The sequence below is a fragment of the Empedobacter sp. UBA6745 genome (assembly GCF_002453775.1).
Classification (GTDB): domain Bacteria; phylum Bacteroidota; class Bacteroidia; order Flavobacteriales; family Weeksellaceae; genus Empedobacter; species Empedobacter falsenii_C.
The window spans coordinates 77806-92799 of record NZ_DKHL01000038.1 but is presented as its reverse complement, the minus strand read 5'-3'; the positions used below and the strand labels follow the sequence as shown (position 1 = coordinate 92799).

At 30.8% G+C, this 14994-nt stretch carries 12 protein-coding genes and 1 tRNA gene; 10 read left to right on the top strand and 3 right to left on the bottom strand.

Annotated elements, in window-relative coordinates; all coding sequences use genetic code 11:
- The first annotated feature begins 197 nt into the window (after positions 1-197).
- Positions 198-1781, top strand: coding sequence for an FMN-binding glutamate synthase family protein (locus B4H69_RS11270; RefSeq protein ID WP_280046019.1), 1584 nt, complete (start codon positions 198-200; stop codon positions 1779-1781).
- A 48-nt stretch (positions 1782-1829) separates the two neighbouring features.
- Here B4H69_RS11270 and B4H69_RS11265 read toward each other — a convergent pair whose 3' ends face one another.
- The gene (locus tag B4H69_RS11265; RefSeq protein ID WP_180906186.1) at positions 1830-3299 is read right to left on the bottom strand and encodes a helix-turn-helix domain-containing protein; all 1470 of its coding nucleotides are present in this window, start codon (positions 3297-3299) and stop codon (positions 1830-1832) included.
- Positions 3300-3528: 229 nt separating this feature from the next.
- On the opposite strand from B4H69_RS11265, the gene B4H69_RS11260 reads away from it, so the two are divergent.
- A complete protein-coding gene (locus B4H69_RS11260; protein WP_291094005.1) occupies positions 3529-5841 on the top strand; it encodes an outer membrane beta-barrel family protein in 2313 nt (770 codons plus the stop codon).
- Positions 5842-5903: 62 nt separating this feature from the next.
- Positions 5904-6575: a monofunctional biosynthetic peptidoglycan transglycosylase gene (mtgA, locus tag B4H69_RS11255; RefSeq protein WP_291094003.1), complete on the top strand. Its 672-nt coding sequence runs from the start codon at positions 5904-5906 to the stop codon at positions 6573-6575.
- A 43-nt stretch (positions 6576-6618) separates the two neighbouring features.
- Here mtgA and B4H69_RS11250 read toward each other — a convergent pair whose 3' ends face one another.
- Positions 6619-7101 (bottom strand): N-acetyltransferase, encoded by a 483-nt coding sequence (locus B4H69_RS11250; protein WP_180906188.1) that lies wholly within the window; start codon positions 7099-7101, stop codon positions 6619-6621.
- A 33-nt stretch (positions 7102-7134) separates the two neighbouring features.
- Positions 7135-7890, bottom strand: coding sequence for a glycerophosphodiester phosphodiesterase (locus B4H69_RS11245; RefSeq protein ID WP_052217751.1), 756 nt, complete (start codon positions 7888-7890; stop codon positions 7135-7137).
- Positions 7891-8059: 169 nt separating this feature from the next.
- Between B4H69_RS11245 and guaA the strand changes: the two genes are divergently transcribed.
- From guaA to B4H69_RS11210, 7 genes are all read left to right on the top strand, one after another.
- The gene (gene guaA / locus B4H69_RS11240) at positions 8060-9592 is read left to right on the top strand and encodes a glutamine-hydrolyzing GMP synthase (RefSeq protein ID WP_180906189.1); all 1533 of its coding nucleotides are present in this window, start codon (positions 8060-8062) and stop codon (positions 9590-9592) included.
- Positions 9593-9665: 73 nt separating this feature from the next.
- Positions 9666-10235, top strand: a complete 570-nt coding sequence (xpt, locus tag B4H69_RS11235; protein WP_038334617.1) for a xanthine phosphoribosyltransferase — start codon at positions 9666-9668, stop codon at positions 10233-10235.
- 74 nt (positions 10236-10309) lie between these two features.
- Positions 10310-11482: a hypothetical protein gene (locus B4H69_RS11230; protein WP_180906190.1), complete on the top strand. Its 1173-nt coding sequence runs from the start codon at positions 10310-10312 to the stop codon at positions 11480-11482.
- A 278-nt stretch (positions 11483-11760) separates the two neighbouring features.
- Positions 11761-11831, top strand: a tRNA-Gln gene (locus B4H69_RS11225).
- A gap of 162 nt (positions 11832-11993) precedes the next feature.
- The gene (locus B4H69_RS11220; protein ID WP_291093997.1) at positions 11994-12536 is read left to right on the top strand and encodes an RNA polymerase sigma factor; all 543 of its coding nucleotides are present in this window, start codon (positions 11994-11996) and stop codon (positions 12534-12536) included.
- A 44-nt stretch (positions 12537-12580) separates the two neighbouring features.
- Entirely contained in the window at positions 12581-13138 is a 558-nt protein-coding gene (locus B4H69_RS11215; protein WP_038334631.1) for a C40 family peptidase, read from the top strand.
- An 8-nt stretch (positions 13139-13146) separates the two neighbouring features.
- Entirely contained in the window at positions 13147-14973 is a 1827-nt protein-coding gene (locus B4H69_RS11210) for a hypothetical protein (protein WP_291093994.1), read from the top strand.
- Positions 14974-14994 lie beyond the last annotated feature (21 nt).

Below are 14994 nucleotides of genomic sequence, written 5' to 3'. Positions count from 1 at the left end.
TTAAAAAAATCTAAATAATATTTCATTTTATTTCACGACATTAGATAATTGTTAACTTATTTGAAATAATCAGTTTTCTCTAACGTTTGAAATCAATATTTTAAAAGAAATAATTTCAGAATTAAAGGCGTTAAACCGAGTTTTTTTAGATATATTTGACACCAAATTTTTAATCAAAATCATTTAAATTTTTACTTATGAAAGTAAGACAACTTTTCGTAGTAGGATCTATCGTTACTCTTGTTGCAATTGGAGTAATCTCTTATTTTTGGCCAGGTATCTTATGGTCTTTAATAATTATTCTTCCTTTGATTGCCTTAGGAATTGCTGATATCTCGCAAACAAAGCACGCTATCAGAAGAAACTTTCCTATTGTAGGACATGGTCGTTATTTATTAGAAAGTATTCGTCCAGAAATCATGCAATACTTTGTTGAAACGGATACTGAAGGAAAACCTATTGACCGTTTGATGCGTAGTATGGTGTATCGTCGTGCAAAAAATGTAATTGACACAGTTCCTTTTGGGACGCAATTAGATGTTTATGAACCAGGATATGAGTGGTTAAATCATTCGATGTATGCTGGAAAAATCAAACATGCTGATGATCCACGTGTAAAAGTTGGTGGAAGTGAATGTAAACAACCTTATTTAGCAAGTTTATTAAACATTTCTGCAATGTCTTTCGGTTCGTTAAGTGAAAATGCTGTATTAGCGATGAATAAAGGAGCTAAATTAGGAAATTTTGCGCACAATACAGGTGAAGGGGGAATTTCTCCATATCACTTACAGCCAGGTGGAGATTTGATTTGGCAAATTGGTACAGGATATTTTGGTTGTCGTGCTACTGATGGTGGTTTCGATCCAGATAAGTACGTTGAACGCGCTACTTTACCAAATGTAAAAATGATTGAGTTAAAAATTTCTCAAGGTGCAAAACCAGGTCACGGAGGAATTTTACCAGCAAATAAAAATACTCCAGAAATCGCTAAGATTCGTGCTGTAGAACCATATACAACTGTTGATTCTCCTCCATCTCACTCAGCTTTCTCTGATGCAGAAGGAATGTTACATTTCATCAAACAATTAAGAGAATTATCAGGTGGAAAACCAGTTGGTTTCAAATTGTGTATTGGGATTAAACGCGAGTTTATTGAGATTTGTGAAGCAATGATCAAAACTGGTATAAAACCAGATTATATCGCAATTGACGGTGGTGAAGGTGGAACTGGAGCTGCTCCTGTAGAGTTCTCTAACTCTCTAGGTATGCCTTTGTTAGATGGTTTAGCTTTCGCTGTTGATACTTTACGTGGTTATGGTCTTAAAAAAGATATTCGTGTTGTAGCTTCTGGAAAAATTATTTCTTCTTTCCACATTGCTCGTGCAATGGCTATTGGTGCGGATTTAGTTTATTCGGCTCGTGCTATGATGATGGCTGTAGGATGTATCCAAGCTTTACAATGTAATACAAATACATGTCCAGTTGGTGTTGCGACCCAAGATCGTGAATTGATGAAAGGATTAGATGTAGAAGATAAAGCAACTCGTATGTATAATTTCCACAAGAAAACAATGCATATTTTATCTGAATTAATTTCTGCAACAGGTGTTAAATCTCATAGAGATTTCAATCGTTCTCACGTAAATTTACGTATCGACAATACGCGTATTATGTCTTATGATCAATTGTACCCAATTGTAGAAGAAGGTGCATATGTAGGAATGTCTGTAGAAGATGTTTTACAAGAAATTAGAGTTCGTACATTAAGTAAAGTGAATTAATCAATTTGATATAATAATAAAAAAAGCAATCCAATTGGATTGCTTTTTTTATTTAATAATATTCCGTAAATATTGAGACGGTCGAAAACCTGTATGTTCCAAGAATGCATCCGAAAAAGTCTTTCTCGAATTAAAACCTGTTTCTTCTGCTAAAGCATCAATTGTATATTTTTTGAGATTTGGTTCATCTGCAAATCGTTTCAAAAGATGATTAATTCTTAATTCGTTGATATATTGGTTAAAATTTTTCGATCTCGAACGATTAATATAATTTGACACAATTGTTCGATTGGCGTTCAATTCTAGAACCAAGTCATTCAACGAAAATTTTGGATTTAGAAACAACTTTTGTTCTTCAAACAATTGCAAACTTTGCTCGAAATCTTCATCAATTTCAACTTCAAATTTTGTTTTTTCTACTTGATTTTCTTCCATAATATCTGCTTCAATTATTGAAATTTCATCAAGACATTTTTGTAAATAATTCTTCTTTTTTTGATGTTTTTGATTCATTTTATAAAAAACAATTCCACCAAAAATTAGAATTGCAACCAAACCAAAAAAAGAAGCTCTTTTGAAGTTTTGATTCTTTTCTTTCAATAAATTTCGTTCTGTTTTCAAGAATGTATTTTCGTATTTCTCAAGATTTGGTTTCAAAATAGTATGATCAGCCACATAAAATAAACTGTCAAAAGACAATAAATTATTTACAGATAATAATTTATCTCGATTATTTCCATACTTCTCATTATATTCAACCACTCGTTCATAGGAAAGTCGCAGTTCTTCATCAAGAATTTTATATTGTTTTGAGAATTCTACAACATTTTCAAAATATTGGATTGCTTCTTTATTTCGCTTTTGTTGATATAAAATTTCACCTAAAAATTGCTCTGAAATCACATACCATTTAATATCATTTTGCTTCCAGAAAGCTTGTTGTGCTTTTTTCAATGTATTAAATGCCGAATTATAATCTTTTTTGTAAAAATCAATAATTCCTTTATTCTTCAAAGCATATTGATAATTTGATGTATCAACCGTTTCAGACAACTCAATTTTGTTGTAATAATCGCTTTTGTTCAGATGATTTGTTTTACTATACAAATAAGACAATTTCCCAAGAATAGAAAGGTAAATACTAAACGATTTTGACTGATGTTTATATTTCTCGAAATATGGTAAAGAAGCTTCATACAATTCTATAGATTCCTTTATTTCATACAGATTTTCCTTTGTTTTTGCTATTCCAACAAGAGAAGAATAAAATGTATAATCATCTTTTATTTCTGTTGAAAGTTGTTTCGAAATCGTGAAATTTTTCAATGCATTATTGTAATTACGTTGCTCCAAAAAATAATTTCCTTTTTCGATATAAGCTTCACTCAAAACAACTTTATCATTCAATCGATAAGCTGTTGAAATCGTAGAATCAATAATTCGAAGATTTTCTTCAACCAAATCATTATTTTTTTTTCGTAAAAATTCAGCTTTATCATTTTGTGTTTTTCCAAACATATTTATTGAACTGAATATGAATAAAATAATTAAGATAAATTTAAGAAATCTATTTCCTGAAATTATAAAACGTAACATACTGTATTTGTTTAATTTGAATAACATTGTAAACAATTATCATTTGACACCAAGTTCATGAAAAACATTTAAAAATATAAATTAAAATTGTTCAAACAAAAATTTTACTTCCTCTAAATGTAAGTAAAACAATAATCAACACAATTTTATTATGAAATTTTTACAATTAATTCTCATTTTGATTAGTTCTTTTGCTTTTGCACAAGAAAAATATTCGATTACAGGAAATATTTCATCAAAAAATGAGTCAAAAACAATTCAAGCAAAAGTTATTTTACACGATGAATTTCAAAATGTTATTCAAACAATTGAAACTGAAAACTCTAAATTTAACTTTGAAAATTTAGAACAAAAAATATATTCAATTTCAGTTATTTATGATAATAAAATTCAAGATGAAGAACCTTTTTATTTGAACGAAAATAAAACATTTCACTTAAATATTGATGAAACTGTACAAATTAATGAAGTTGTAATCAATGGAAAAAAGGAAACTTTCAAAATAGAAAATGGCAATTATAATATTGATGTAGCTAATTCAAATTTTAATAAACTTGCTACAACCAAAGAATTATTTTCAAAATTACCAAGCGTCATGTTGGGAGCAGATCAAGAAACATTGACAATTATTGGAAAAGGAAATCCTTTGTTGTATTTGGACGATCAACAAGTTGATTTTTCTACCATTTCGAGTTTAGCAATTGAGGACATAAAATCGATTGAAATTATTAAAAATCCATCTGCAAAATATGAAGCAAATGGAAGATCTGTCGTAAAAATTAACCTTAAAAAAAGTAAAAAAGAAGGTTTAAAATTCTCTTTACAGGAAACATTATCGTTCAAAAGAAAGTTCAATAATTATTTCAATTCGACTTTTCAAATTCGTAAAAACAAAAGTGAATTTAAATTGAATGCATCTTATAATCAACTAAATCCTTGGGAAGGAAATGGATTCGATTATCGAGTAAAAGATAAAAATATTCAGTCCAATTATTTCATAAAATCGCAAACAAAGCGTCCGCATTTTATTGTAAATACAAGCTTTTTTCAAGAATTAAATGAATCTGGAGATTATCTTTCATTTGCTATTAATTCGAATTTCAGAAAAGATAAAGGTTTGATTGATACCAAAACAGAATATTCAGAAAACAATGAAAATCAATCTATTTTAACCTTAAATGATAATGAAAATCATCGAAATTTTGTGAATACCTTGATGAATTACAATAAAAATATTCAATCAATTGACGTAAGTATTTTAACAGGTTTGCAATACACGATTTATAATACAGGAACGACATACGATTTTTACAATAAGATAAATGAAAATGATATCGAATACAATCAATCGCGCTATCAAAAATATCGTCTTAAGGTTTTTGCTGGAAAATTTGATGTAGAGAAAAAGTTTGAATCTGATCAAAAAATTGAATTTGGAGGACGTTTTACGCATGCAAAATCAGAAACAACTAATCAAACGTTTTTTCCTCAAAAATCATCAGAAAAATTTCTTTACAACTTCAAAGAACTGAATCTTGCAGCCTATTTGCAATACACAAAAAACTATGAAAAATGGAATTATAAAGTTGGACTAAGAACAGAAACGACCAATTCTAAAGGTTTTGATGAAATAAAACAACTTTCGGATATTGATAAAAAATACATCGATTGGTTTCCAAATGCAGAAATTAATTACACTTTTGAGAATAAAAATGCATTGACAATTTATTATAAACGCACGATTGATAGACCGAATTACAGCACCCTTTCTTCAGGGAATTTGTACGGAAGTCCTTATATCGAATACAGCGGAAATTTTAATATTTCACCGACTTACACCGACACGTTTTCTGCGAATTATTCTTTAAAAAAATGGAATATGAATGTAACGTATTATCAAAGTAAAAACCCGATAAATTATACGTTAATTTATGATGATGAGCGAAATATTTCAACATTTACAACGGTTAATTTTGAAAAAGAAGAGAATTTTTCTGTTGGTTTAGATGTTCCGTTCGAATATAAATTTTGGTCAACACAAATTAGTTTAGCTATGATTTATAGTAAAATAATTGATGAAAAAGCTGTTCTTAAAAAATCTGTTCCATATATCTATTTATACTCTAATCATAATTTCAAATTGGGAAAAGATTTTAATTTTATGCTTGATGGATATTGGTTAAGTAAACGAACAGAAGGAATTTATGATCGAAATTCTCAAATTATCGTCAATCTTGGATTGACAAAGTCATACAAAAACTTTGATTTTTCTATTCGTTTCAATGATTTATTCAAGCAAATGAAATTCAGCGAAACATTGAATTATGATAAAATTAGTTCTAAAAACCTATTTTTAGTCGACTATCAAGAACTATCAGTTGGTGTTAAATATAATTTTGGTCGTTTAAATAAAACTATCTCAAAAGAGAATAAAGTAAATGAAGAAGAAGGGAGAATTAGGTAATACTTTTATTTCCAAAATTCAATAAATCGTATAACTTTGCTTTCATAATTTAAAGAAATAAAATGTTTAAATTTATTCGTAAGGTTATACTTTATCTTTTTGTAGCTCATCTTGTATACATTGTTGTGTTAAAGTGGATTAATCCGCCGTTCACGATTACGCAAGTTCAGCAAGGTTTTGAACAAGGAAAATTTAAGCGTGATTATATTTCCTATGACGAAATGGGACGAAATATAAAATTGGCTGTAATTGGTTCTGAAGATCAAAAATTTCCTGTGCACAATGGATTTGATATGGACGGAATACAGGAAGCGATCGAAAAAAATAAAGAAGGTAAAAAACTTCGTGGAGGTTCTACGATTTCTCAACAAGTCGCGAAAAATGTGTTTTTGTGGCAAGGTCGTTCTTGGTTGAGAAAAGGATTGGAAGTTTATTTTACGTTTATGATCGAAAAAATTTGGGGCAAACAACGTATTTTAGAAATGTATTTGAATACTTCTGAAATGGGAATTGGTGTTTTTGGTGTTGAAGCAGCTTCTGAATATTATTTTAATAAACCTGCTAAAGATTTAACCAAAAATGAAGCGGCTCGTATTGCAGCAGCCTTGCCTTTGCCACGAAAATATAATGTGAATCCGCCTTCGCCTTTTATCAGCAGACGTGCCAGTCATATCGAGCGACAAATGCGAAATATACAAGGAAGCGCTGATTTGGAAAAGGTTTTAGGAGAATAAAATAGAAAAGAGAAGTTAATAAGCTTCTCTTTTTTTATTTTTATTACTCTCTCCAATTAATTTTAACTGCAGAAATTTTCTCTAATTCCAAACGAGTTTCAGGAAGTAAATTGAAGTCATTTTTCATATAAAAAGCTAACGGAGAACGATAAGGCTCTCCATTCGCTTTTGTATCTTTTTCATGATCGATTACCCAACCATTTAGTTCTGTCGAAAATGTTTTTAATCGATTAAGAATTTTACGTCCCAAACCAATTTGATGCAATTCGCTATCTACAATTAATGCAAACCATTTCTCATAATCTCTTTCGAAAATCACCGCCCAAGCTCGCATTTGATTGTTTTCATCTACAGCAAAAAAATGTTTAGCTTCAATCAAACTATTCAAATAATTTTCGGTATCTTGTAAACTTTCAAAAGCTAGATTAATAGGATATTCATTGTTCCAAATTTTAAAAATATAGTCTTTATGAATTTGGTTTAACGTTGTAAATGAATAGATTTCTAATGAGTTAAGTTGAGGCATAAAATGATTTCTTATTTTGCTAAATATACTAAATTATTTAGTCAAAATTTCTTTTAAAATCAAAGGTTTGTCGGTTGTAATGTAATCCACTTTTAGATCAATCATTTCTTGCATCACTTTTGGGTCGTTAACCGTCCAAACATTCACCAATAAACCCAAATCTTTCGCTTCTTTTACCCAAGTCGGATTTTTCTGAAATACTTTATAATTATAGTCAATTCCGTTCCAATTTCTCGCTTTTACATCTTTTGGAGACAAATCGCCATTCAAATAAGAAACGTGAAATTTAGGTGCTAATTTCTTGAATTCATCACAAATATTTTGACTAAATGAAATGATTTCAACTTGTTTTTCTACTTTATGTTTTTTGATGATTTCAATTGCTTTTTTTACTGCACGATTTTCGTTTTCTTTTGATGAATGAGGTTTTAATTCGAAAATTAATTTAACTTTCTTATTCTTTTTTCCTTGTTCAAAATATTCTTCTAAAGTTGGCATGTTTTCGTTGTTAGCCAATTTCAACGTTTTTAAAAGAGAAGAATTAGTCATTTCGATTGCATGACCTTGAAAATTATCATCATGATTTACCATCAAAACATCATCAGCGCTAATTAATACGTCAAATTCAGAACCATAAGCACCAATTTCTTGTGCAGATTTTAAAGATTTGATCGAATTTTTTGCATTATTCTCGGTGTCCCAATAACCGCGATGAGCAATAATTTTTTGAGCATTTGCCATATTCGTAAGCATAAAAGTTGTTAAGGCAGTAAATATAAATTTTTTCATGATGAATTGTTTTTTCGAAGTAAAATTATTTTGTTTAAAGGATTTTGACGTTACCTAAAGATTAAGAAGTTGAATTTATAAAAGAATCTGTCGAAAAGCAGTAAATTTTGACTGGAATAAAATTGCGATTGCGCCGAATTTCACTTAATTTTGCACAAAGACAAACACAATGACGCAAGGAATTATTATTTTAGATTTTGGCTCGCAATACAATCAATTAATCGCGCGCCGAATTCGAGAATTTGGAGTTTACACAGAAATTATTCCCTACAACACTTCGATCGAAGAAATCAAAAAACACAATCCAAAAGGAATTATTTTATCAGGAGGACCTTCTTCAGTTTTTGGAGATGAAGCCGCTTTGGTAGATAAAGAATTATTCGAAATGGGCGTTCCTGTTTTAGGAATTTGCTACGGAATGCAATTGATTTCGCACTTATTAGGCGGAGAAGTTAAGAAAGGTGAAAAAGGTGAATATGGAAAATCTGAATTAACAGTTTTAGCTCAAAACAGTTTATTTGCAGGTGTTCCAGAACAATCTACAGTTTGGATGAGCCATTTCGACGAAGTAATGACAGCGCCAACTGGATTTACAATTTCAGGAAAATCAAACATAGATATTGCGGCAATCGCAAATGAAGATAAAAAGATTTTTGCAGTACAATTTCACCCAGAAGTAACGCATTCAGAATATGGTTCAACAATGTTAGAAAACTTTGTTTTCAATATTTGTCAGGCTGAAAAGAATTGGGTTTTAAAAGATTTTATCGAAACAGAAATTGCTCGTATAAAAGAAGTAGTTGGTGATAAAAAAGTAATTTTAGGACTTTCTGGAGGTGTTGATTCTTCTGTTGCTGCGGTTTTGATTCATCGTGCAATTGGCGATCAATTAACATGTATTTTTGTTGATACTGGTTTATTGAGAAAAGATGAAGGAAAAAAAGTAATGGAAAATTACGGAAAACACTTCAACATGAACATTAAAATGGTAGATGCTTCAGAACGTTTCTTAACAAACTTGAAAGGTATTGACGAACCAGAAGCAAAACGTAAATCAATTGGTAAAGATTTCGTGGCTGTTTTTGATGAAGAATCAAATAAATTTGAAGATGCAGCATTCTTAGCGCAAGGAACTATTTATCCTGATGTAATCGAATCGCAATCTGTAAAAGGACCTTCTGCAACTATCAAATCTCACCACAATGTTGGTGGATTACCAGAAGATATGAAACTTCAATTATTAGAACCATTACGCGAATTATTCAAAGATGAAGTACGTAAAGTTGGAGTAGAATTAGGAATTCCTCGTGAATTAGTTTACCGTCATCCTTTCCCAGGACCAGGTTTAGGAATTCGTGTTTTAGGAGAAGTTGACGAAGAAAAAGTACGTATTTTACAAGAAGCAGATCAAATTTTTATCGACGAGCTTTATGCACATAATTTATACGACGAAGTTTCTCAAGCTTTCGTGGTGTTATTACCTGTAAAATCTGTTGGAGTAATGGGAGACGAGCGTACATACGAATATACGGCGGTTGTTCGTTCAGCAAATACGATCGATTTTATGACAGCAACTTGGTCTAAATTACCTTACGAATTCTTAGAATTAGTTTCGAACAGAATTATCAATGAGGTAAAAGGAATTAACCGTGTAGCCTACGATATCAGCTCAAAACCACCAGCAACAATCGAGTGGGAATAAGCTAAAAAATATATCAAAGCCAGCCAATGTGCTGGCTTTTTTTCTATGTAAACTTTAAAAAACTAAATATTAAATGGAACTTTTAAAAGAAAGAATTCTGAAGGATGGAAAAAGTTTCGATGGTGGCATTCTAAAAGTTGATAGTTTTATCAACCACCAAATGGACCCTGTTCTGATGAAAGCAATAGCGTCGGAATTTGTCCAGCGATTTTCGGATTTAAACATTAATAAAATCATTACAATCGAAGCGAGCGGAATTGCACCAGCGATTATGGTTGGATTAGAATTGAATTTGCCTGTTGTTTTTGTGAAAAAAGCTAAACCTAAAACAATGGCAGATTTTTATGCGTCGCAAGTATATTCATTCACGAAAGACCGAACGTACGATGTTTGCGTAAGTAGCCAATTTCTGAATGAAAATGATAATGTTATTTTTATTGATGATTTTTTAGCGAACGGAAATGCAGCGTTGGGTGTTGAAGATTTGATAAAACAATCTGGCGCAAACCTTTTGGGAATGGGCTTTATAATTGAGAAATCATTTCAAGAAGGTCGTGATCGTTTACTGAATGAAAACATCAGAGTTGAATCATTAGTAAGATTAAAATCTTTAGGAGACAACTCGATTATTTTTGAAGAATAAAAAATATCAACCAAAAGCCAATTTATATTGGCTTTCTTTTTACTTTTAAAAAACAAAAAACTTACCTTGATAATATGAAAATAAAATTACTTGCTTTAACGCTCTCTTTACTATTCTTTACAAATTGTAATTCGTACAAATCGGCGAATTCTGCATTGGTTTCTGGTAATTTTCAGCAAGCTTTTGAGCAATCTACACAAGCCTATTTCAAAAACCCATCGGAGAAAAATGGAATCAAATATGTCCCATTAATTTTTGAAGCGTATAACAAAGGACAGCAAGAAGATGAAAATAGATTAAAACAAATTGAAACGTTGACTAATCCTTCTAAATATCAGGAAGCGTATCAAATTATTAATCGTTTGCAAGAAAGACAAAAAACGATTGCAGGAATTGATGGAAGATCGATTAGTGGGAAAACGTATAATTTCAAAACCAAAGATTATTCAGCAGCTTATAAAACGATTCAAGAAAAATATGCGCAATTTTTATATGATGAAGGAAAATCTTTTTTAAATCAAGGAGGAAAATTGAATGCGCAAACGGCCTATCAAAAGTTTCAAGTTTTAGAAAGTGTTTATTCTAATTATAAAGATACTCGTAGTTTGATGAATACCGCTCGTACAAACGGAATGTATAAAGTTTTGGTGCAATTGGTGAACAACACAGAAGTTGTTATTCCTAAACTACTAGAGAAAGATTTGTTAGATTTTAACTCATATGGATTGGATTCTAATTGGACTGAATTTTACACAGGAAAACTAAATAGCTCGTATGATTATGTGATTCAATTAAGTTTTGAGACAATAAATGTTTCGCCTGAAAGAGAAAAAATTGAGGTACATAATTTTGAGAAAAAAATTGTGGATGGTAAAGAAGAATTGGTGCAAAATGGAGTAGTGGTAAAGGATAAAGACGGAAAACCAGTGATGGTAGATCGTTATATTACGGTAAAAAGTAGATTCGAAGAAGTACAACGCATCAAAGAAGCTGCAATTACAGCGAGATATTATTTGATCGATAATCAAAAAGAACAAGCCATTGATTCTAAAAACTTAGCAAGTCAGTTTATTTTTAGAGATTCTTACGGAACTTACAAAGGAGATCGACGTTCTTTGGATCGAGATTACATAAATATGATTGGTAGAAGACCAGCTCCATTTCCATCAAATGAACAAATGATTTTTGATTGTGGACAAGATTTGAAACGTAAATTCAAGAACGAAATCATCCGTATGAAGCTTTGATAAAAAAAATGTAAAAAATTTAATCATTTTTTAAAATTCATTTTCAATAGCTTATCACATAAAACGTCTGTTTTAGCTAAAAACTTGTAAAATTAGTTTTGGTGAATTAAAAAACCTTTCTATATTTGCACAGCAATTAAGACATAGACCCATGGTGTAACGGTAGNNCGAATCCCTGTGGGTCTACAAAAGTCTTATGCCTCGATAAGCAATTGTTGAGGCATTTTTATCTAACCTAGTTAAGAGAAAAGTTGCAAAAATTGAAATAAAATTTAGTCAGACCCATGGTGTAACGGTAGCACATCGGTTTTTGGTGCCGCTAGTTGGGGTTCGAATCCCTGTGGGTCTACAATTTTTTCTTTTCAATTTTTAACATAATAATCATGGACAGACCCATGGTGTAACGGTANNTCGAATCCCTGTGGGTCTACAGATTTTAAGCTTCAATAATTTTATTGAAGCTTTTTTTATACTATAAATTTTGTTATATTTATCATAATTGATTTAGTAAATGACATTAGAAAACATAATTTTAGAAGCTAAAAAAGGGAAACGAAATGCTCAGAACGCAGTGATAGAGGTTTTGTGGAACAAAGTTTATCATTATGTTTTTTCTAAAATCAGAAACGAAGAAGAAGCCGAAGACATCGCTATCGAAACGTTTACAAAGGTTTTTACAAAATTAAAATTATATAACGAAGATTTTGACTTTACAACTTGGGTGATTTCTATCGCACATAATACGATGATTGATCATATCAGAAGATCTCCAAAACTGAATATTTCTCTTGATGATGAAACCAATTTTTTAGAAATTTTAGAAGATCATCCTTCGCCAGAAGAACATTTGATTTTAAAACAAGATAATGACACGCTGATAAAAGCTATTGCAAAATTGAGAGAACCTTATCAAAAAATTATAGAATTGCGTTATATCGAAGATAAAACATACAAAGAGATTGCTGAAGAACTCAATTTGACCTTACCAAATGTTAAAGTTCGTCTTTTAAGAGCCAAACAATTGTTAACAGAGGTGATGCAAGATAATATTTAGTAAATTTATTCGTTGAAAATTTGTTGAAGAAAACTGGATCGAAAATGAAGAAGCACATATACCTTACAACAATTATTATCGCAAGTTTATTCTTGACGTCTTGTGGAAGTAGTAAAGTAACTTCGTATAAGAAAACTGGTTCTAAAAAAGTTTATACTTCTTCCAAAAAAAACGAATCTACAGAGGTTTTTCGTTCTAAAAATGCTGATGATAGTGCGCCTCGTGATATAAATAAAATTCTAAAAACGGCAAAATCTTACTTAGGAACACCTTACAAATATGGTGGAGTTACGAAAACAGGTTTCGATTGTTCGGGACTGGTTTATGTAAGTTTCAAGGAAATGAATTTAGAATTGCCTCGTCGTTCGAGTGATCAAGCTGAATATGGAAAAGAAATTACAATCGAAAATGTTAAAATAGGTGATTTAATATTTTTTAATACTTCAGGAAATTCAATCTCTCATGTAGGTATTGTAGAAAGTATTAATCATGACGGATCAATCAGTTTTGTACATTCTTCAACTTCGAAAGGTGTCATCATTTCTTCCCTTGATGAAAATTATTGGAAAACTAGATTTGTAAAAGCGGTTAGACTTTTATAACTTGACGTGTGCTTAAAAAAAGAACTATATTATTAACTTTTTTTGGATTACTATTTTTTAGTTTATCCATAGTTGTTAATGCTCAAGAAGATAGTGTCAAAATTGATACAGTTAGAATTGAGAATAAAAATCATTCTAAGTTTAGAAAGTTTTACCAAAAATTATTATTCAAGAAAAAACCAACGAGTTTTCCTATTCAGCCCAATAATAATGTAGGTGATGGAAAATATCAAGGAAAAATTATTCGAAATATTTACTACAAAACACAAGACCCTTTCGGATATTCTTTGCAGGACACGACAAGAAAACCGACAAAATGGATTGAAAGAACTGGAAATACACTACACGGGAAATCTAAGCAATTTGTGTTGCGTCAAAATATGTTGCTGAAACTAGGAGATAAATATGATTCTGTAAAAGCAGCTGAATCTGAGCGTTTAATACGTACCAATCGTTCTATTCGTCGAGTAGAGATTAAGGAAGAAGCTGTCGGGAATGATTCGGTTGATTTATATGTCAATTCAATTGACTCTTGGAGTATGTTTATTACAGGTTCGGTTTCGAGTTCAAAAGCTGGAATTCGCATTAGAGAGCGAAATTTTTTAGGTTTAGGACATGTGTTTGATAATCGTTACCGTCACAATTACAAAACAGGAAATTCGTTATATCAATTTAATTATACGGTTCCAAATATTGCCCAAACTCGAATTATTGGGAATGTACGTTATTTCAAAAATGAAGACAATCATTATACAAAATCAATCAGTTTTGTACGACCTTTTTATTCGCCATTAGCGCATTATGCGGGTGGAGTTTCAGTTGGACAAGTGTATTTTAAAGATTCATTAGACTTCGAAAAACCTATTTTGGTTGATAATCATTTCAAATATAATTACCAAGATTATTGGTTGGCAAGAGCGTTTAGAATTGATGATGGTCATTCAGAAAATATTACCAATTTTATTGTCTCAGGGAGATTTTATGATCGATCTTATACCGAAACACCAACTCCGGAAAACGATCCTGTGAACTTTTTTTCTGACCAAACGAATTATTTAGTAGGGATAGGAATTTCTTCGAAACGATATATCAAAACAAAATATATTTTCAATTATGATATTGAAGAAGATATTGCGATAGGAAAATCATTGGGAATTATAGGAGGTATTCAAAATATTCGCCAAACTGATCGTTATTATCTTGGCGGAAAAGCTTCTGCTGGAGGTTTCTTAAATACTGGTTTTTGGGGATTTGGAGTAGAGTTTGGAGGATTTTTTAATAAAGGAAAATTTGAACAAAAAACGCTATCAGTAGAATTACAATATATGGCAAAATTGATAAGTTGGGGAAAATGGAAGTTCAGAAACTTCATGAAAACTAATTATCTTTTGGGACATGATCGTTTAGATTCTCCTGCAGATCAACTTTCGCTTCATGAACATGATTATTTGGGAATGGCAGGTTTCAAATCGGATAGAGGATTAACAGGTCAACAGAAATTAATGTTCGAGTATCAATTGCAATCCTATACACCTTACGAGTTTTTAGGATTTCGTATTTCGCCATTTTTCAATGCGATGGTTGCGGCAATTGGAGATAACAAAAAATTTATACTGAATAATAACCCAATTTATTCGCGTTTTAGTTTGGGGGTGATGTTGACAAATGATTATTTTGTGTTTAATAATATCAGGTTTTCATTGTCGTATTATCCTTCAATTCCTGGACAAGGTGATAATCTAATCAAGACAAATTTGATTGATAATAGAGATTATCAAATGATGGATTTCGACTTCTCAAAACCAAATTATATTCGTTGGAATAGGTGGGATTAAGACATAAAAAAAGCTTGANNT

Excerpts from the sequence above, each read along its gene's own strand:
- B4H69_RS11270 (WP_280046019.1), top strand. The coding sequence starts at position 198 with ATGAAAGTAAGACAACTTTTCGTAGTAGGATCTATCGTTACTCTTGTT.
- mtgA (WP_291094003.1), top strand. The coding sequence starts at position 5,904 with ATGTTTAAATTTATTCGTAAGGTTATACTTTATCTTTTTGTAGCTCAT.
- B4H69_RS11250 (WP_180906188.1), bottom strand. The coding sequence starts at position 7,101 with ATGCCTCAACTTAACTCATTAGAAATCTATTCATTTACAACGTTAAAC.
- B4H69_RS11215 (WP_038334631.1), top strand. The coding sequence starts at position 12,581 with ATGAAGAAGCACATATACCTTACAACAATTATTATCGCAAGTTTATTC.
- xpt (WP_038334617.1), top strand. The coding sequence starts at position 9,666 with ATGGAACTTTTAAAAGAAAGAATTCTGAAGGATGGAAAAAGTTTCGAT.
- B4H69_RS11260 (WP_291094005.1), top strand. The coding sequence starts at position 3,529 with ATGAAATTTTTACAATTAATTCTCATTTTGATTAGTTCTTTTGCTTTT.
- guaA (WP_180906189.1), top strand. The coding sequence starts at position 8,060 with ATGACGCAAGGAATTATTATTTTAGATTTTGGCTCGCAATACAATCAA.
- B4H69_RS11245 (WP_052217751.1), bottom strand. The coding sequence starts at position 7,890 with ATGAAAAAATTTATATTTACTGCCTTAACAACTTTTATGCTTACGAAT.
- B4H69_RS11230 (WP_180906190.1), top strand. The coding sequence starts at position 10,310 with ATGAAAATAAAATTACTTGCTTTAACGCTCTCTTTACTATTCTTTACA.
- B4H69_RS11265 (WP_180906186.1), bottom strand. The coding sequence starts at position 3,299 with ATGTTTGGAAAAACACAAAATGATAAAGCTGAATTTTTACGAAAAAAA.
- B4H69_RS11220 (WP_291093997.1), top strand. The coding sequence starts at position 11,994 with ATGACATTAGAAAACATAATTTTAGAAGCTAAAAAAGGGAAACGAAAT.